The sequence below is a fragment of the Streptomyces sp. NPDC056734 genome (genome assembly GCF_042790455.1).
GTDB lineage: Bacteria > Actinomycetota > Actinomycetes > Streptomycetales > Streptomycetaceae > Streptomyces.
Window position 1 is genome coordinate 244,260 of the sequence record NZ_JBHTZD010000001.1, and the last position, 17,970, is coordinate 262,229.

General features: G+C 70.3%; 17 protein-coding genes and 1 pseudogene. 11 read left to right on the top strand and 7 right to left on the bottom strand.

The features are described from left to right. Positions 1–7: 7 nt before the first annotated feature. Together ACFRFC_RS00935 and ACFRFC_RS00940 are read left to right on the top strand one after the other, a co-directional pair. Complete coding sequence (locus ACFRFC_RS00935; protein WP_382679747.1) at positions 8–928, top strand: transporter substrate-binding domain-containing protein; 921 nt, start codon at positions 8–10, stop codon at positions 926–928. 167 nt (positions 929–1,095) lie between these two features. Next, positions 1,096–2,286 (top strand): alpha/beta hydrolase family protein, encoded by a 1,191-nt coding sequence (locus ACFRFC_RS00940; RefSeq protein ID WP_382679749.1) that lies wholly within the window; start codon positions 1,096–1,098, stop codon positions 2,284–2,286. A 102-nt stretch (positions 2,287–2,388) separates the two neighbouring features. Here the strand turns inward: ACFRFC_RS00940 and ACFRFC_RS00945 are convergent, their stop codons facing one another. The 4 genes from ACFRFC_RS00945 to ACFRFC_RS00960 all read right to left on the bottom strand — a co-directional run bounded on the left by ACFRFC_RS00945 (position 2,389) and on the right by ACFRFC_RS00960 (position 6,835). Continuing rightward, positions 2,389–3,081, bottom strand: a complete 693-nt coding sequence (locus ACFRFC_RS00945) for a DUF1707 domain-containing protein (protein ID WP_382679751.1) — start codon at positions 3,079–3,081, stop codon at positions 2,389–2,391. A gap of 193 nt (positions 3,082–3,274) precedes the next feature. Then, entirely contained in the window at positions 3,275–3,952 is a 678-nt protein-coding gene (locus ACFRFC_RS00950) for a hypothetical protein (RefSeq protein WP_382679753.1), read from the bottom strand. A 46-nt stretch (positions 3,953–3,998) separates the two neighbouring features. Beyond that, positions 3,999–6,344, bottom strand: coding sequence for a hypothetical protein (locus tag ACFRFC_RS00955; RefSeq protein WP_382679755.1), 2,346 nt, complete (start codon positions 6,342–6,344; stop codon positions 3,999–4,001). Between the two features lie 62 nt (positions 6,345–6,406). Then, positions 6,407–6,835: a hypothetical protein gene (locus tag ACFRFC_RS00960; RefSeq protein ID WP_382679757.1), complete on the bottom strand. Its 429-nt coding sequence runs from the start codon at positions 6,833–6,835 to the stop codon at positions 6,407–6,409. 307 nt (positions 6,836–7,142) lie between these two features. On the opposite strand from ACFRFC_RS00960, the gene ACFRFC_RS00965 reads away from it, so the two are divergent. Then, positions 7,143–7,958 carry an ABC transporter ATP-binding protein gene (locus ACFRFC_RS00965; protein WP_382679759.1) on the top strand — a complete coding sequence of 272 codons (816 nt, stop codon included), beginning with the start codon at positions 7,143–7,145 and terminating at the stop codon, positions 7,956–7,958. Positions 7,959–8,068: 110 nt separating this feature from the next. Continuing rightward, a complete protein-coding gene (locus ACFRFC_RS00970) occupies positions 8,069–10,528 on the top strand; it encodes an ABC transporter permease (protein WP_382680165.1) in 2,460 nt (819 codons plus the stop codon). Positions 10,529–10,631: 103 nt separating this feature from the next. On the opposite strand, the gene ACFRFC_RS00975 is transcribed toward ACFRFC_RS00970, so the two are convergent. After that, positions 10,632–11,450 (bottom strand): SAM-dependent methyltransferase, encoded by an 819-nt coding sequence (locus ACFRFC_RS00975; RefSeq protein WP_382679761.1) that lies wholly within the window; start codon positions 11,448–11,450, stop codon positions 10,632–10,634. A 116-nt stretch (positions 11,451–11,566) separates the two neighbouring features. Here ACFRFC_RS00975 and ACFRFC_RS00980 point away from each other — a divergent pair, with 116 nt between their 5' ends. The 3 genes from ACFRFC_RS00980 to ACFRFC_RS00990 all read left to right on the top strand — a co-directional run bounded on the left by ACFRFC_RS00980 (position 11,567) and on the right by ACFRFC_RS00990 (position 12,591). Further along, entirely contained in the window at positions 11,567–11,815 is a 249-nt protein-coding gene (locus ACFRFC_RS00980; RefSeq protein WP_382679763.1) for a hypothetical protein, read from the top strand. A gap of 253 nt (positions 11,816–12,068) precedes the next feature. Beyond that, positions 12,069–12,467, top strand: a complete 399-nt coding sequence (locus ACFRFC_RS00985) for a hypothetical protein (RefSeq protein WP_382679765.1) — start codon at positions 12,069–12,071, stop codon at positions 12,465–12,467. Further along, complete coding sequence (locus ACFRFC_RS00990; protein ID WP_382679767.1) at positions 12,457–12,591, top strand: hypothetical protein; 135 nt, start codon at positions 12,457–12,459, stop codon at positions 12,589–12,591. Before ACFRFC_RS00985 ends, ACFRFC_RS00990 begins: the two co-directional genes overlap by 11 nt. 21 nt (positions 12,592–12,612) lie before the next feature. Here ACFRFC_RS00990 and ACFRFC_RS00995 read toward each other — a convergent pair whose 3' ends face one another. Next, positions 12,613–12,828, bottom strand: a complete 216-nt coding sequence (locus ACFRFC_RS00995) for a heavy-metal-associated domain-containing protein (protein WP_382679769.1) — start codon at positions 12,826–12,828, stop codon at positions 12,613–12,615. A gap of 177 nt (positions 12,829–13,005) precedes the next feature. On the opposite strand from ACFRFC_RS00995, the pseudogene ACFRFC_RS01000 reads away from it, so the two are divergent. Next, a pseudogene (locus ACFRFC_RS01000) lies at positions 13,006–13,470 on the top strand ((5-formylfuran-3-yl)methyl phosphate synthase); the annotation flags it as partial. 85 nt (positions 13,471–13,555) lie between these two features. Here the strand turns inward: ACFRFC_RS01000 and ACFRFC_RS01005 are convergent. Continuing rightward, positions 13,556–14,140, bottom strand: a complete 585-nt coding sequence (locus ACFRFC_RS01005; RefSeq protein ID WP_382679771.1) for a helix-turn-helix domain-containing protein — start codon at positions 14,138–14,140, stop codon at positions 13,556–13,558. Positions 14,141–14,320: 180 nt separating this feature from the next. Between ACFRFC_RS01005 and speB the strand changes: the two genes are divergently transcribed. The 3 genes from speB to ACFRFC_RS01020 are packed head-to-tail and all read left to right on the top strand — an operon-like array spanning position 14,321 to position 17,643. Continuing rightward, complete coding sequence (gene speB / locus ACFRFC_RS01010) at positions 14,321–15,313, top strand: agmatinase (protein ID WP_382679773.1); 993 nt, start codon at positions 14,321–14,323, stop codon at positions 15,311–15,313. A 9-nt stretch (positions 15,314–15,322) separates the two neighbouring features. Further along, a complete protein-coding gene (locus ACFRFC_RS01015; protein WP_382679775.1) occupies positions 15,323–16,771 on the top strand; it encodes a purine-cytosine permease family protein in 1,449 nt (482 codons plus the stop codon). Further along, positions 16,768–17,643: a nitrilase family protein gene (locus ACFRFC_RS01020; RefSeq protein ID WP_382679777.1), complete on the top strand. Its 876-nt coding sequence runs from the start codon at positions 16,768–16,770 to the stop codon at positions 17,641–17,643. The genes ACFRFC_RS01015 and ACFRFC_RS01020 overlap by 4 nt, the downstream gene beginning before the upstream one ends. Positions 17,644–17,970: the final 327 nt, after the last annotated feature.

Here is a 17,970-nt window from a genome sequence, read left to right on the forward strand (position 1 = left end):
AGAACAGATGAGCGGATCCACGGTCGGAGCCGGTACGGACCGGGCGAAGACATGGGCGCGGAAACGGGCCCGCGCGCTGGCCGTCGCCCTCACCGTCGTCCTGGTCGGCACCTCGGCAGCCGCTTGCGGTGATCCGGACCCGACGTTCCTCGGCCGGGACCGCATCACCATCGCACACAAGAACGACCAGCCCGGCACGTCGTACAAACCCGACTACAACTACTCGGGTTTCGACTACCTCCTGGGCACGCGGATCCTGGACGAACTGGGACTCAAAGATCGAAGCCGCCCGATAGACGTCCCGTCCGAGGAACGCGTCACGGCGATCACCACGGGGGAGGCGGATCTGGTGATCGCCACGTTCTCCATCACCGAGGAGCGCATGGCGGAGATCGACTTCGTCGGCCCGTACGCCATCACGTACCAGGGCTTCATCGTGGGGAAGGACCACGGAGACATCCACACCATCAAGGACCTGGACGGGCGCCGCGTGTGTACCTGGAAGGGCACCACGTCCGCCGAGGTGCTGGCCCGCCCGGCGTACGACGACATCGACGTCTACGAACTCGGTGACGCCTCCGACTGCTTGAGCGATCTGCGCAACGGCCTGTCCGACGCGGTGTCCACGGACCAGTTGATCCTCTACGGCTTCGCCGACCACTACGCCGACGAAGGGCTGAGGGTACTGCCGGGCCAGACGGTCGGCCCGCCGCAGTACTACGGCATCGGCATGCCCAAGGGATACCGCGAGGACTGCGAACGACTGCGCGAGATCGTGAAGAGATACGTCGACAGCAGCGACTGGCTCGCGGACATCGAGCAGACCCTGAGACTGATCCCGGAGAACGAGAACGACTGGCAGACCGAGTACCGGCCCAGCGCGGCGGCCATCGACGCCAGGTCGTGCAGGGACAGCCCGAGTCCCTGAACCCACTGGGTGGGGTGTGCGCGCCTCACGGGCAGAGCGCCTGCGGGCCTGGACAACCGGCCTGGACAACCCCGAGAACCGCGAGCCACCCCTCCCACCCACAGACGTACGCGACATCCGACTGAAGTCTGACGCTCCGGGACCGGGGACTCACCTAGCGTATCCCCATGGCAGACATCACCCGCGTGGCCACAGCCGCCGCGCTCACTCTCGCCCTCGCGCTACCGCTCGCCCCAGCCGCCACGGCCACTCCGGCGCGGCCGGCGGCCACCTTACAAGGGACGACGGAGGCAGTCCCGGCCGGCCTTCTGCAACTGCCGCGCCCCACCGGCCCGCACGCCGTCGGCCGGACGACGATGCACCTCACCGACCGTTCCCGCACCGACCCCTGGGTGCCGACCGCCGACGGCCGGGAACTGATGGTCACCGTCCACTATCCGGCGGCCCGGCCGGGCGACGGCCGTACGGCGCGCTACTCCACGGTCGAGGAGGCGCGGCTCCTGGCGGAGGGACAGGGCATCGACGCGCTCGTGCCCGCGGACGTACTGAGCGCCACCCGGACCCATGGCCGGGTCGATGCCCGTCCCGCGAAGGGGAAGTACCCCCTGATCCTCCTCTCCCCGGGCTTCAGCGTGTCCCGGTTCACCCTGACCAGCCTCGCGGAGGACCTCGCGAGCCGGGGGTACGTCGTCGCCTCGCTCGACCATGCCCACGAATCCTTCGGCATCTCCGTGCCCGGCGGGCGGACGCTGACCTGTGTCGCCTGCGAGGCGCTGGAGGCCGACGGGTCGAAAGGTGCCGTCGTGACCGCGACGCGCGCCGAGGATGTGTCCTACGTGCTGGACCGGCTGACCGGAGACGACCCGGCCTGGCGGCACGCGGGCATCATCGACAAGCAGCGGGTCGGCATGGCAGGCCATTCCATCGGCGGGGCGAGCGCGGCCACGGCGATGGCCGGTGACCGGCGGGTGGACGCGGGCATCAACATGGACGGCAGATTCTGGGAGGATCTGCCCGCCGAGGGCCTCGACGGACGGCCGTTCATGATGCTCGGCACCGACGACGACGTCCACCGGCCCGGTGGTCTCGACACCACATGGGACCGGATGTGGCCCACCCTGGACGGCTGGAAGCGCTGGGTCACGGTCGCCGGGGCGGACCACTTCACCTTCTCCGACGGGCCGCTGATCTCCCGGCACTTCGGGCTGCCGCAGCCGCCGCTCCCCGCGGATCGGGCGGTCGCCCTCACACGTACCTATGTCGCCGCCTTCTTCGACCAGCATCTGCGGGGCCAGTCGCAGCCGGTGCTGTCGGGGCCTACCGCCGCCCATCCCGAGGTGAAGTTCCACAACCCCTGAGGCGCGAGCCGGGCCCGCCCCGCCCCGCCCCGTCGAACTCCTCCCGGCCGGCACGGCGGTCGGGCACACCGCACCCCGCCGGAAGTCTCACCGGCGGGGGAGTCAATCGCCCGCGGAAGGGGACATGGGCCTGCGCAGCAGCCACTGCCCGAAGGTCCGACGCCGGGGCCGCACCACCACGCGGCCGTGGGTCTTCTGACCGACCAACTCCACTCGCAGAGTGACCGGCGTATCAAGACGCGCCGAAGGCTGACGGTGCTTGACCCTGGTGTGCAGCAGTTGCAGACCATCGGTGTCGACCACGATGCCCGGCCTGGTGATCAGCCTCAGGGTCTTTCCCGTCATCCCCACGTCGATCCGCAAGGTGTCGTGCGTGATCACGGCATCGGTGAAGTCAAGTGTCACGTTGCAGAAGGCCACCGCCAGCGTCAGCTGGCGCGGTACCACCCAGCGCCCCGCCCGCACGACCGCGCCGCTGAAGGCCTGCTCGATCTTGACGACGTCCTTGACCTCCGCGCCGGTCGCACCGGCCGCGGCCGATACGGGAGGCAGGTCAGCCGTGAGCGGGGCCAGTTCGCCGAGCGTCCGCGCCGACAGGGCGGCCTCCAGGCGTTCATCCAGTTCGTCCGCGGTCAGCAGGCCGTCCCCCGCCGCGATACGCAGCACATCCACCACACGGTCCCGGTCCGCATGAGAGGCTCGCAATTCGGGCGACGACCCGGGGCCGGGGCCGCCCGGGCCGGGGTCCGAGCCGGAGCTGGAGTGCTTCCCGGTGGGTGAAATGTCTCCCGACATGCTTCCGTCCTGGTCCTGTCGAACGTCTCCGCGCGACGCGGGGAGCGACGCGACTCAAGACTAACGCTATATCGCGACACGAATTCCGGATTGGTCGGCCCCGACCGCCGCCGCCCTCCCCCAAGCCACGCTCGCCGAGGCCCTGCTGAGCCTCGGCCACCGAGGAGCACATGACGATCGAGAGCCCCGTGCGCTACGGCTGCACCGGGGTGAGTGACGGCTCGGCCTTCAGCCCGCCGTTGTCCGTGCAGCGCAGCTCCTTCGAAATGGCCACCGCGAAGGCGTGGGCGAGGGTGGCGAAGGCGTCTTCGAGCGCTTGGGGGTCGCCCTCGGGTTCGACGGGCAGTTCCGTGGTCTCGACGAAGATCTCGATGCGGTACGGGACGGACGTGAGCGGGCTGTTGTTGTCGTGGCAGTCGAAGGAGACGAATGCCATGTCGGGAGCGGTGGCGGCCAGAGTACCCATCGGGAGCTCGGTGAACTTCGAGTCCATGCTCTCCCCGGTCGCTGTACTGTCTGTCAGGAACCACCTCACGCGCAGCGTATCGGTGAGGGCATCGAGAGGTGTGTGGATCCGGCAGATGTCTTCGTTGCCGGTGCCCGTGGTCTTGCCGGTGAGCTTCAGATCCTGGACAGCGAGCGGAATGGTGTGTTCCTCGTGGGACTCCTCGAACTGGTCCACACCCATGATCACTTCGAGGGCCTTGGCGGCGGCAGGGGAGATGACCGTCCCACCGCAGAGTTGTTCGGCCGCCACGATGGGGACCGGTTTCCCTCCGTCGTCTTCCCCGCTGCAACCCACGAGCGCGAGTGACAAGGAACCGGCCACGACGGCGCTCAGCAGTTCGCGTGTCCTCTTACGGGTGATCACTATCAGCGTCCTTCTGTCTTGTCGCAAGGGTCGGTTGCGGCCGGTCTCAGTCCGTTACCGGGTCGTGGCCTTGTTGATTCTCGCGGTCGTTGCCGGTGGAGTAGCCGAGCATCGCGGATTGCCTGAGGTCCTGGGCGGAATCATCCTGGTAGTCCATGTACCGCTCGATGAAGTCTGTCACTGAGACTTCGACCCGCTGTTCACCTGCGGAGTAGATCGCTTTCGTCTCCGTCTCATTGAGTTCCTCGATCTTCTCCTTGTGTTCGTCGACCGAGCCTTGTGACAAGTCGCCGACGAACTGGCCGATGCCCTGTTCCAGCGCGCCGGCGGCGGTGTCCGTCGCGAGAGGGATCAGGACGGCGGCCGTGCCTACGGCCGCCGTCACTGGCAGGAAGGCGACGCCCGCCGCGACACCGACGGTCGCGCCGAACTGGACCCAGCCGGAACGCTTCTCGACCGCTTTCTCATAGTCCTCGTGGGTCTTGAAGTGGGTGGCCTCGACCTGGTCGGCGCGTGACTGGTCGAGCATGCCCTGCACCTCGGCTCCGGTGAACACCGTCGCTCGGGCCGCACCGATGTCGGGCGTACCATCCGGGGCGGCCTGTCCCTCCAGGACACTGCGTGTGTAGATCTGCTCGGCGGTCGACAGCGTGGCGTAGGCGTCGGGGTGCTGGCCAAGGGCGCTGAGGAAGCCCCGGACAACACTGCGTCCGTTGCCGTCGTCGGTTTCCGCGAAGTCGAGGTGCCCTTCCGGATTCGTGCCCGGTGCGAAGACGCTGTCCCAGTGGTTCTGGTCCAAGGCCCAGTTGATGTCATCGATATACCCGGCACCCATCGTCCCGAGGCTGTCCGACAGTGCCTCCTGATACTTGAGCAGGCCCGCGTCCGACCCGTACTTCTCCATGACCTGCTGCATGACCGCGGCGTTGTCCGCGTCCCGGACCACCGAGGCGTCCGGCTGTCCGGCGGGATAGCCGAGGGTCGCGGCCTCCAGGGCCTTCCCCAGGGCGTCGGGCATGTAGTTGAGGGCGCCTTCGAGTTCCGTCTCGTCGTGTCCGTTGATGTCGCCGAAGAGTTCCCACTTCTCCGTCGCGAAGAAGTCGAGGTAGTTGTCGATCGGGGTGCCGTCGGCCTTCCCGAGGTCGGCTGTCGCGTCCTTGTCGACCGTGCCGTCCTCGTTGTACGCGGTCGGCGGATCGGCGAAGAAGCGCTTGGCTGCTTCCGGGCTGTTGCCCAGGGCCTCCAGCATGGAGGTCATCGGGTCGAAGCCCGCGCCATTGACACCGGAGGAATTGAACGGGTTCTTGTTGGCACTGTTCGCCAACTTGTTCTCGGCGAACATGTCCGGGTTCTTCTGGTGGAGCTGTGCGACATGCTCGGCGATCGGATTGAGGAACTTCGCGTCGTAGTTCCCGTACCGCATGATGCCGCCGAGCAGCTGATACCCGTAGGGCCCACTGGCGTCGTATTTCGTCAGTGGGATGTGTTCCGTGCCCAGTTTGCGCAGCTCCGGGCCCCACTCGGCGGTGAACGCCTGGTCGCGGGAGGCGGTGGCCAGGTTCAGCCCCAGATTCCGCTGGAGTTCCTGGACGTCCTTGAGTCGCTGCGAGTCGACCTCGCCGCCCTCGGAGAGGTCGGTGGAGAGCTGACCGAAGAAGGCGAGGGACTTCTCGGGGCCGAGCCTCTCGTAGAAGCCCTTCGCGAACGTCGCCGATGAACTGTTGTCCTTGAGCAGCTCGTTGAGGGACTGGAGTTCGGTGTGGGTGAGGTCGGCGCCCTTGGCGGCCAGGGCGGCGGCCCGCGCGGCCTCTTCCTCGTCCAGTTTCGTGTACGTCGGGGCGCTGAAGTCCTTGCGATCGGTGACGTTGGCTTCCAGGGAGTTCTTGAAGGCCAGGTCCGTGTCGTCGCAGTTGTCGACGATGAGGTCTATCTTCCGCTGCCAGGCGGCGATGTTGTCGTTCTCCCGGCGCACCAGATCCAGGTAGTCCGGATCGCGGGCACGCTGGGACGCGGGCAGCTCGGTCACCGACTCCCGGGCCGTGACCTTGCCCTTGGCGTCCACATGGATGTTGGCGGCCGGTCCTTCGTGGTCGCGGATGTTCACCAGGTCGTCCTGGGCCTTCTTGATGGCCGTATGGGCCTCCTCAAGGATCAGTTTCACGCCCTTGGCCTCGGCGGCGGCGTCCGTGAACTCCTTGGCCGTCTTGGCGATGAACTCCTTGGTGACGCCCGCGTTGACGCCCTCCCACCTCGCCTGGTCCGCCCGGGTCTTCATCCCGTCGGCGGCGTCCCGCGCCAGTTTCTCCAGCCTGGTCGTCATCTCGGTCCAGTCGTCGGCGGCAGCCTTCAGCTTGCCCACCGGGGCGTCGATGACGTCCTCGTACTTCAGCATGTCGCAGTTCCCCCGACCCCGTTACGTCACATATGCCTTGAACACATTCAGTGCCGTCGTTCCTACCGCAAGTATTCCGTGAGCTTGGAGACCGCGGTCAGACCGCCCTGGATCTTCACATCGTCCTTGGAATGTTGAGCCTTCGTGTAGTCCAGATGATTCGAGATCTGCGCACAGGCGTCGAGCAGCGTCTTCATATGGGTGTTCCAGCGGTCGTGCACCTTGAGCAGTGCGGAACCGCTGACGAACTCGCCGTTGGTCAGTGCGATCGCCGCGTCGAAGGTGGTGGGGCGGGCGTGGTCCCCGTCCTTGGACAATCGCCCGCGCAGTTCATAGGCGTCGCTCCCGATACGGCCGAGGTCGTCCCGGTTGACCACCAGATTGGGCGCCCCGCTGCCCCCGCCGCTCTCGGCCGGAACACCATTGAGCCGCATGGCACCGCGCTGCTCCGCAGCCGCACGGAGTTCGGCCCATTCCTCTTCGAACGACATGAATCCCCCAATTTCTCACCCACCGCGCCCTGCGATGAACGTGGCCACGGACCTGCGTACGGTAGCGGTTTCGCCGTCACTGCCGTCAAGACGCCCAAGCCGGGGCCAGCAGCCGGGGCCGGCGGCCGGCCAGCGGGGGCTGCTCCGCGGCTGTGCCACCCATGCTCGGGTGTGCCCGCCGCCCGTCCTCGGGTTATCCCCACCCCCGATCCGCCAGCCGCCGCCATGTTCCGCCATGACCGCGATCCGTAGCTTCGAATCATCGACTCGAAGAGCGTCAGCTCGAAGAGATCACGAGAGGATGGACATGAGGTTGCGCGGCGGCAGGCGGCGGAAGACGGACGACCGGCCGGAGGCCCAGGGCACGCCCGGTCTCGCCGTCGAACTGCGCGGCGTCCGACGGCGGTACGGCCGTGGCGGCAACGTCGTGCACGCCCTCGCCGGCATCGAACTCGCCCTGCCTCGCGGTACGTTCACGGCCGTCATGGGACCGTCCGGCTCCGGCAAGTCCACGTTCCTCCAGTGTGCTGCCGGTCTCGACCGCCCGTCGGCCGGCTCGGTGCGCCTCGGCGGTACGGAGATCACCGGCATGGGCGAGAACCAGCTCACCGAGTTGCGCCGCAGCCGCCTCGGCTTTGTCTTCCAGGCATTCAATCTGCTGCCCTCCCTCACAGCGGAGCAGAACGTACTGCTGCCGATACGTCTCGCCGGGCAGCGTCAGGACCGCCGCCGGGCGCACGCGGTGCTCGCCCAGGTCGGCCTCGCCGACAAGGCGAAGCGCCGGCCCGGCGAGTTGTCCGGCGGCCAGCAGCAGCGCGTCGCCATCGCCCGCGCCCTGGTCACCGGCCCGGACGTCATCTTCGCCGACGAGCCCACCGGCGCCCTCGACACCGGCACCGCCGCCGAGATCCTCGGACTGCTCCGGCACGCGGTGGACACCCTCGGCGCCACCGTCGTCATGGTCACCCACGACCCCGCCGCCGCTGCCTGGGCCGACCGCGTGCTGTTCCTCGCGGACGGAGTCTTCGCGGGCGGCCTCGACCGCGGCTCGGCGGAGCAGATCACGGCACGCATGGCCGACCTCACCTCCCGTACGGCCGCGATGGCGGGGACCGCGGCGTGACGAGCAACGCCCCCAAAGGCAACGCCCCCAAAGGCAACGCCCCCAAAGGCAACGTCACCGACCGCTTCGTCCCCACCCGCTTCGTCCCCAACGGCCTCGCCCGCGCGGCCGTGCGCTTCAAGCCCGCGTCCTTCGCCGGCACCTTCGTCGCGCTGATCATGGCGGCGCTGATCGTCTCGGCCTGCGGCATCCTCCTGGAGACGGGCGCCCGCGCGTCGGTGCCCGCCCAGCGGTACGCGAAGGCGCCGGTCGTCGCGGCGGCGGACCAGTACGCCCGCCTCGTCGTGGGCAGCGGCGACAGCCGCTACGAGTCGGTGAACCCGCTGCCGGACACAGCACGCGTGGACACCGCGCTGGCCGACCGGGCGGCCCGCGCGCCCGGCGCTGCGGCGGCGTTGGCGGACTTCACGTTCCCGGTGCGCCAGGGCGACACCGCGCTGACGGGCCACGGCTGGGGAGCGCACGCCTTCACCGGCACCACGCTCACCGCCGGGGCCGCGCCCCGTACCGGCGAGGTCGTGCTCGACGCCGCCGCCGCACGGACCGCGCAGGCGGGCATGGGTGACACCGTCGCGCTCGAAACCGCCGCCGGGCGGGGCGACTTCCGCGTCTCGGGGCTGGCGAAGGGCGGGTCCGGCGACACGGCTGCCGAGGCCGCCACAGCCTGGTTCGCCGACGCCCAGTCCTCCGCGCTCGCCGGGCATCCGGGCAAGGCCGACGCCATCGCCGTACTGGCGAAGGACGGGGTGGACACCGACACCCTCGCCGCCGCCGTGAAGAAGGCGCTCGGCGGCTCCGGCGCCGAGGTGCACACCGGCGACGACCGCGGCGCCCTGGAGGACCGCGGGCTCGGGTACGCCAAGGAGACACTCACCGGGCTCGGCGGTTCCTTCGGCGGGATCGCCGCCCTGGTCGCCGTCTTCACGGCGTCCGGCACGGTCGCACTGTCCGTCGCCCAGCGCGCCAGGGAGTTCGCGCTGCTGCGTGCCATCGGCGCCACCCCGCGGCAGATCCGCCGCGCGGTCGCCGCCGAGGCGCTGCTCGTCGCGCCGCTCGCCGGACTGGTCGGCTGCCTGCCCGGGATCGGGCTCGCGCACTGGTGGTTCGGGCAGCTGAAGGACCGTGGGGCGATCCCGGAACCCGTGGACCTGTATGTCTCCTGGATTCCGCTCGTCGTCGCCGTCGGTACGGGGCTGCTGACCGCGCTCGCCGGCGGCTGGGCGGCAGGGCGCCGGAGCGCGAAGATCAAGCCGGGGCAGGCGCTCACCGAGGCGTCGGTGGAGCGATTGCGGCCGGGCGTGATCCGTACCGTGCTGGGCCTGGGCGCCCTGGTGGGCGGCGGGTTCCTCAGTGTCGTCGCCGCCCGTTCGGCCGGGGAGGACGCGGCCAACGCCGCCCTCGGCGTCGTCATGCTGTTCATGCTCGCCGTCGCGCTGCTCGGTCCGCTGGTGGCGCGGCTGTGCGCGGCGCTGTTCGGGCTTCCGCTGCGCGGCGGTGGCGCCGCGGCCGGGCTCGCCGCCGCCAACTCCCGTACGAACGCCCGCCGGCTGGCGTCCGCGATCACCCCGATCGTGCTGGCCATGGCCTTCGCGTCGACGCTCGCCTTCCTGCACACGAGCGAGAGCCATGTCGCCGCGGAGCAACTACGCGCGGGCGTCACCGCGGACCATGTCATCACGCACCCCGCCGGGCTGCCCGCCGGGGCCGTCGACCTGGCCGCCCGCGCGCCCGGCGTCGACGTGGCCGTGGGCCTGCTCGACGCGCAGGTGCTCGTGCCCGTCGGGTCGGGCGGCGACCGCTGGCTTCAGAGCGCGGCGACCCAGGGCGTCTCCGGCTCCGGCGCGCAACTCGCGAAGGTGCAGGATCTCGACGTGCGCACCGGCAGCCTGGAGCAGCTCGGAAAGGGCCGTATCGCCATCGACGGGACGCTCGCCACCTCGGCGAAGGTCACGGTCGGCGACCAGCTGCCCATGTACCTCCCGGACGGCACCAGGACCAGCCCCGAGGTCGTCGCCGTGTACGGCCGCGGGCTCGGCCTCGCCGCCGTGACCATGGACCGCGCCTCCCTCACCCCCCATGTCACGTCGGGCTTCGACAGCACGCTGCTGGTACGGGGCGGAGACGCGCAGGCCCTCGCGGCGCTGGGCGAGGTCTCCGACGCGTCGGGTTACGCGGTCGAGCGGACCACCGACCGCGCTCTCAACGCCTGGGCCAACTACACGATGGCCGGCGTCCTGGGCGGCTTCGCCGCCGTCGCCGCGGCCAACACCCTCGTGATGACCGTCCTCGACCGCCGCCGCGAACTCGGCATGCTCCGCCTCGTCGGCGCCACCAGGCGCCAGGTGATGGACATGCTGCGCTGGGAGGGACTGCTGGTCGCGGTGGCCGGAGTCGCCCTGGGCACGGCCATCGCCGCGGCTACCCTGACCCCGATGACACGCGGCCTCACCGGCGAGCCCCCGTACGTACCCCCGCTGGTGTACGGGTCCTTCGCCGCCGCCGCGGTGGGCCTCGCCCTGCTCGCGGTCACCCTCCCGGCGCGAGCGGTGCTCCGGGACCGGGAGGGCTGACGGGGCCGGCGGCCCGCTGCCGGGGGCTCCGCACGGGCGGCGGGGGTCTGGAAGGGGCCGGCGCTACTGGCCGTAGCAGCGCGGCGCGGAGGCCCGAACTGGGTCAGGACTTGCGTCCGACGCCGCCGAACATGGCCACCTCGGCGGGCGGATCGGCCTCGCTGTCGTCCGGGCGCCAGCGGTTGCAGGACACCACGCCCGGCTCAAGGAGGTCCAGCCCGTCGAAGAACTTCGTGATGGCGGCCGGGGTGCGCTGAGTCAGCTTGGGGGTGCCGTGCTCGTTCCAGAAGGCCACCGCGGAGTCGACGTCCGGCATGTCGGGCCGGGTGATGGTGTGGGTGAGGACGAGGTGGCTGCCCGTGGGAAGCGCGTCCATGAGCCGCCGCACCACGCCGTACGCCTCCTCGTCGTCCTCGATGAAGATGACCACGCCGAGCAGCATCAGCGCCACAGGCTTGTCGAGGTCCAGAGTCCTCGACGCCTGCTCCAGCACCGCGTCGACATTGCGCAGATCCTCGTCGAGGTAGGCGGTGTGTCCTTCCGGCGTACTGGTCAGCAGGGCCTTTGCGTGGGCCAGCACGATGGGGTCGTTGTCGACGTAGACGATGCGGGACTCCGGCGCGACGCGCTGCGCGACCTCGTGCGTGTTGTCGGCGGTGGGCAGGCCGGTGCCGATGTCGAGGAACTGCCGGATCCCGCACTCGCCCGCGAGATGCCGTACGGCCCGTCCGAGGAGCAGCCGGTCGGCGAGGGCGTAGTCGCCGATGCCGGGGTGCAGCTCGCGGATCTGGTCCCCGGCCGCCTGGTCGACCGCGTAGTTGTCCTTGCCGCCCAGCCAGTAGTTCCAGATCCGGGCCGTGTGCGGCTGGTCGGTCTTGATGCGCTTGCGTGCCGCGATCGAGGCAGCCGAGATCTCCGTCATGCCGTTGGCCTCCGGTCGGGTCGATGAAAGGTCAAAGAGCAACCTAGCGGCCGGAGTTGGCGACGGCGACTGTGTCCCGGACAGCCGGATCGGCGGCCCCGTGCGAGGATGCCGCTGTGCTGGAGGGGATCGACGCGGTGGACTGGGGTTCCGTACCGGGGCGCCCCGGCTGGTACGAGCCGGATCGTGCCGCCCGTGGTCTGCGTGCCCTGGCCGAGGCGGCGAATCTGCCACAGGCGGCCGAGGCGGGCTCCTTGCTCGGCGGGGGTGGCATTGTTCACGGCCACAGCGGCGCGATGTTCCCGGCGGCCGTGGCCGCGACGCCGCTGACGCTCTTCCTGTTCCAGTGGCAGTCGTTCAGGTGACCCCTGCCGATCGGCACCGAACCCGACGAACAACTCGGCCCGATCGCGCTGGGCAATCTCCAGTGACAGCTCGTCGTCGACCACGGACAGATCTTCGCCGCGTACGTCGTCCTCATCGCCATCCCCCTGGCGATCCTCCTGCTGCAGCTCCAGCGCCACGTCACCCGGTCGATCGCGACCAGCGGGCTGAAGCAGCGCCCGTACCGCGTTCATCGAGGGAAGCGGCTCGTCCGCCCCGCACAGTAGGAATCGCATGTTCAACGGTCACCCGCCTGACCTGATCCTCAACACCGTGGCCATGACCTCCTGGTGGTCCCCGGGGCGGCCAAGCCGCTGTCCGGGCGGGACGTGTGGTGGGCCGGGGCACGAGGGCCGGTCCTTTCCCCCGGCCGGCGAGGGCTGGAGCGTCCCGCACGACCCGATCACCGTACTGTCCCTGCTGCGGCCCCAGCTGTACGAGACCCGGCGCGGGTCCGTGGAGGTCACCGGCGACGGAGTCACCCACTTCCATCCGGACCCGGACGGTCCCGTCGACCTGGTCACTGACGCCGACTTCGAGGCGGTGGCGGAGGCTCGTGGGACGTGTCGTGCGGGCGGCGGCGGGTGGTTGAAGCCCCGCCGATGCCCGCCGATGCCCGCCGATGGCCACTGACGCTCGCTGGCGACAGCTGACCGTGGCTGACATCGCCGCCGCCCGGACATGGATGGCCCACCTGGCGGACACCGGCCCGCACAACCTCATCACGGGGGTCGAGCGGGCCGGCCGTCCTCCCTGAACCGCCCGAGAAACCGGCCGGTCAGGCGGGAACAGGGGCGCTGATACCGAATCCGGCCCCGGTGATCGCGGCGCGCAGCAGGTCGTCATCGAGTCCCGTGCCACGCACGGTCACCGACTTCGCGGCCACGTCGATCACGACGTCACTCACGCCCGGCACCCGCGTGACCTCCTGGGTGATACCGGCCGCGCAGTGCTCGCAGGTCATTCCGGTGACGGTGTACTGCCGCTGTGCCATGGGTCGACTCCTGTGCCGTGAGGGTGTGCCGGATGTTCCGGTGACAGAGAAGTCGGCCGGCCGGAACCGGGAGTTCCTCACTCCTTCGGGTGACTCCGAACGGGCCGGTCCGCACGCCCCGGCGCCCACGGCGCACGCCCCGGGCGGACAACCCCCCGAGCGGCCTCCTCGCGCCCTGTCAAGAAGCCCGACGATGGCTCCCTCGGTGCGAACTTCCCATGGGTGATCCGGGAGATCCGGGACGCGGTCCCGGCCGGCATACCGGTGTCCGCCACCGTCGGGGACGTGCCCTACAAACCGGGCACGGTGGCCCAGGCGGCGCTCGGCGCGGCCGTCTCCGGCGCCACCTACATCAAGGTCGGCCTCTACGGCTGTACCACGCCCGGGCAGGCCATCGACGTGATGAGCGGCGTCGTACGGGCGGTGAAGGACTACCGGCCGGACGCGCTCGTGGTCGCCTCCGGCTACGCCGACGCCCACCGGATCGGCTGTGTCGGCCCGCTGGCCCTGCCCGACATCGCCCGTCGCTCCGGCGCCGACGCGGCCATGCTCGACACCGCGATCAAGGACGGGACCCGGCTGTTCGACCACGTAACGCCGGACGTCTGCGGTGAGTTCGTCCGGCTGGCCCACGCGTCCGGACGTCGTCCCCCGTGAGCAGGCCGCTGGTGTACGGCGTGACGACGGTGTCGTAGCGGGTGACGATGCCCGACATACCGTCCGGACCTCAGTGCGACCCGCTCCACGGCGCCGGGACGAAGGTCCAGGTGACCTCGGCGGGACCGGGGCCGGAGTTGTGCCAGGTGTGCGGCTCGCGGCCGGAGAAGGTCAGGGTGTCCCCGGCGGCGAGTGTCTCGGTGCGGTCGGTGAAACGGACCGAGACCTCGCCGCTGACCACGTGCAGCACTTCCACGTCACAGTTGATCGTGTAGAGCTGGTCGCCGCCGTGGGCGTCCGGCTCAAGGTGTGAGCGCAGGATCTGGATCTTCGACTGGGTGCGGGGTGTGACCATCCGGTCCTCGACGCCGTGTCCGCCCATGTTGATGCGCGGGGCCGAGCCGAGCCGGATCACCTCGGTGTCGGCGCCCTCGAAGAGCGAGCCGATGGGCAGTGACAGCACCTGGCACAGGGTGACCAGGGAGGTGACGCTCGGTGAGGTCTCGTCACGCTCGACCCGGCTGAGGAACCCCCTGGTCAGACCGGTGGCGGCGGCGACCTGCTCGATGGTGAGGCCCTGGGCCTTGCGGGAGGCCCGCAGACGCGCCCCGACCCGGACCGGATCGGTGGACGGTGTCGGGTGCAGCGCTTTCATCGACATCCTCGCGTCACTCGTTCGGCCTCCGGGCGACCCTTGACAGAGACGACCCTTGACACAGCTGTCACTCAGAGCGAACACTACCCGGAATGAAAGTTGCCTAATAAGCATTCTTTGTTGTGTATAGGTAACTTCCCTGTAGAGGTAACTTCCCTCCTGGAACAGATCGAGACGCCGATGAACTCCGTCGAACCCCCGACGCCCCCGGTAGGCCCCCCGGACGCGAGTCTGAGCCCCCGCTACGCAGGGCTCGCGACCTTCGCCCGGCTGCCCCGCCTGGAGGACGTCCCGCGCGCGGACATCGCCGTCGTCGGCGTCCCCTTCGACAGCGGGGTGAGCTACCGGCCCGGCGCCCGCTTCGGACCCGCGCACATCCGCGAGGCGTCCCGGCTGCTGCGGCCCTACAACCCCGCGCAGGACGTGGACCCCTTCGCCGCCCAGCAGATCGCCGACGCGGGCGACATCTCGGCCAACCCGTTCAGCCTCGACGAGGCGGTGGCCCAGATCGAGGCCGCCGCCGGGGAACTGACCACGGACGGCACCCGGCTGCTCACCCTCGGCGGCGACCACACCATCGCCCTGCCGCTGCTGCGCGCCGCCGCCCGGCGGCACGGCCCGCTCGCCGTGCTCCACTTCGACGCCCACCTCGACACCTGGGACACCTACTTCGGTGCCCCCGTCACGCACGGCACCCCCTTCCGCCGCGCGTCCGAGGAGGGACTCATCGACCTCACCGCAAGCCTGCACGTGGGCACCCGGGGCCCGCTGTACTCTCGCCAGGACCTGCGGGACGACGAACGCCTCGGCTTCGCCGTGATCTCCAGCCCCGAGATCGAGACCGAGGGACTGCCCCGGGCGATCGAGCGCATGCTCGCCCGGCTCGGGGACCGGCCCGTGTACCTCTCCATCGACATCGACGTCCTCGACCCGGCCCACGCCCCCGGCACCGGGACCCCCGAGGCGGGCGGGATGACCAGCCGCGAGCTGCTCGCGATGATCCGCGCCCTGCGCGGCACCCACCTGGTGGGCGCCGACGTGGTCGAGGTGGCCCCCGCCTACGACCACGCCCAGCTCACCGCCGTCGCCGCGGCCCACACCGCCTACGAGATCCTCTCGGCGATGACACCCGACCACCTGCCTGTGCCGGACGACCGGCCCCGAGAAAGTTAGGGGAAGGCGATGACCTCCTCGGACACAGCGACACAGCGTGACTCGGCGATCGAGCAGCACTCGATCGACTACGTGCCCGCCGCCGAACGGCACGGCAAGGTCTGGCACCAGGGACCGTTCTGGTTCACCGGCAACTTCGTCCTGCCGACCATGGTCGCCGGGTTCGTCGGCGCCTCCATGGGCCTGAGCGTCTGGTACAGCGTGCTGGCCATCGTGCTCGGCGTCGGCGCCGGTACGTTCTTCATGGCCTTCCACGCCAACCAGGGCCCCCGGATGGGCCTGCCCCAGATGATCCAGTCCCGCGCGCAGTTCGGCAGCCGCGGCTCCACGGTGCCGTTCGCGGCGACCGTCTTCGTCTACGTGGGCTTCCTCGTCTTCGACACGGTCCTCGCCGAGCAGGGCCTGGGACTGCTGCTGCCGGACGGCAAGCTCTTCTGGTACCCGGTGCTGATCGCGGTCTCCATCGTCATCGCGGTCGTCGGCCACGACCTGCTGCACTTCGTCCAGCGCTGGCTCACGTATCTGCTGGTGGCCGTCTTCGCCGTCCTCACCGTGGTCGCGATCGTCCACTTCGGCTCCAACCCGACCCCCGCCGACGTACCCGCCGCCACGGCGGGCTGGGACCTGACCGCCTTCCTGGTGCAGTTCTCCCTCGCCGCCGGATACAACATCAGCTACTCGGTCTACGTCTCCGACTACACCCGCTACCTCCCCGCCAAGGTGCCCGCGCGCAAGCTGATCACCGCGGTGTACGCGGGTGCCGCGTTCTCCGCCGTGTGGCTGATGTCGCTGGGCGCGATCCTCGCCAGCTACCTCCCGAACCCCGACCCCATCCTCGCCCTGCGCGAGGTCGGCGACCTGCTCTTCCCCGGCTTCGGCCTGATCGTCGTGATGGCCTCGGTGCTCGCGCTGATCTCCATCATGGGAGTCAACGCCTACGGCGCCATGCTCACCGGCGCCAGCGCCCTGGACGGCTTCCGCAAGGTGCGTCCCACCGTGCGGCTGCGCATCATCGGGCTCGTCGTGGTGGGCCTGGTGTCCCTGGTGGTCGCCCTGCTGATCCCGGACGACTACATCGGCAGCTTCAACAACTTCGTCCTGATGATGCTGTACTTCCTCGTCCCGTGGACCGCGGTGAACCTGGTCGACTTCTACTTCGTGCGCCGCGGGAAGTACGCCATCGCCGAGATCCTCAAGCCGGACGGCATCTACGGACGCTGGGCGTGGCGGGGCGTCACCGCCTATGTCATCGGCTTCGCCGCGATGATCCCCTTCTTCTCGACCAGCTTCTACGTCGGCCCCGCGGCGGAGGCCCTGGGCGGCGCGGACTTCTCGTTCGTCGTCGGACTGCTCGTCTCCAGCGTGCTCTACCTGCTGTTCTCCCGGAACCTGGACCATGAGGCGGAGGCCGCCGCCCGCGCGGCGAGCGAAGCCGAACTGGAGGGAAGCGACCGATGAACCGCCCGTCACCCCGCCCCGCCGCCCCCCGGGGCACCGAGGTCACCGTCGCCGTCTGCCAGATCGCCCCCCAGGTCGGCGACGTCATGGGGAACCGGCGGCGGATACGGGAGGCGGTTCGGACGGCCGTGGAGCGCGGCGCGCAGGTCGTGGTCCTGCCGGAGCTGGCCGCCACCGGCTATGTCTTCACCGACGCGGCGGAACTCCGCACCGTGGCGGAGCCGCCGGACGGCGACACGATCAAGGAGTGGGAGGCGCTCGCCGCCCGCCATGACCTGGTCGTCGTCGGCGGCTTCGCGGAACACGCCGAGGACGGGCATGTGTACAACGCCGCCGCCCTCGTGGACCCGACCGGGCTGCGCGCCACCTACCGCAAGGCCCACCTGTGGAACGGCGAGAAGACCTGGGGCTTCACCCCCGGCGACACTCCCCCGCCGGTCATCGACACCCCGCACGGCCGCATCGGGTTCATGGTCTGCTACGACCTGGAGTTCCCGGAGTGGGTACGGCTCGCGGCCCTGGACGGCGCGGAACTGCTGTGCGGCCCGGTCAACTGGCCGCTGTACCCGCGACCGCGCGGCGAGCGGCCGGGCGAGATCGTACGGATGCAGGCGGACGCCTCCGTCAACCGTATGTTCGTCGCGGTCGCCGACCGGACCGGCACCGAACGGGGCCAGGACTGGCTCGGCGGCAGCGCGATCATCGACGCCGACGGCTACCCCGTGACGGAACTGCGCCTGGGCGAGGAAGCGATCCTCACCGCGACCCTCGACCTCACCGAGGCCCGGAACAAGGCCATCGGCGAAACCAACGACGTCCACGCGGACCGGCGCCCCGCGCTGTACACGCGCCCGGCGGGGGAGCGGCCATGACACCCCCGGCGCCCCCCTCGTACCAGCCGATCCACCCGGCCGACGCCGGCCAGGACACGCACCCCGGGCCCGTCCGGTCCGTGACCGATACCGACGCGGCCCGCACTGGGCGCGGGGGGCGGCAGCGCGTCACGGCCCCGGAACGGCCGACCAGCATGGTCCGCCACCCCGCCTCTCGCAGCCACCCCGCCTCTCGCAGCCACCCCGCCACGAGCACCGCGCCCGTGCCCACGTGCACCGCGCCCGTGCCCACGTGCACCGCGCCCGTGCCCACGTGCACCGCGCTCGTGCCCGCAAGCACGGCACCCGTGCCCGTGCACGCAAGCA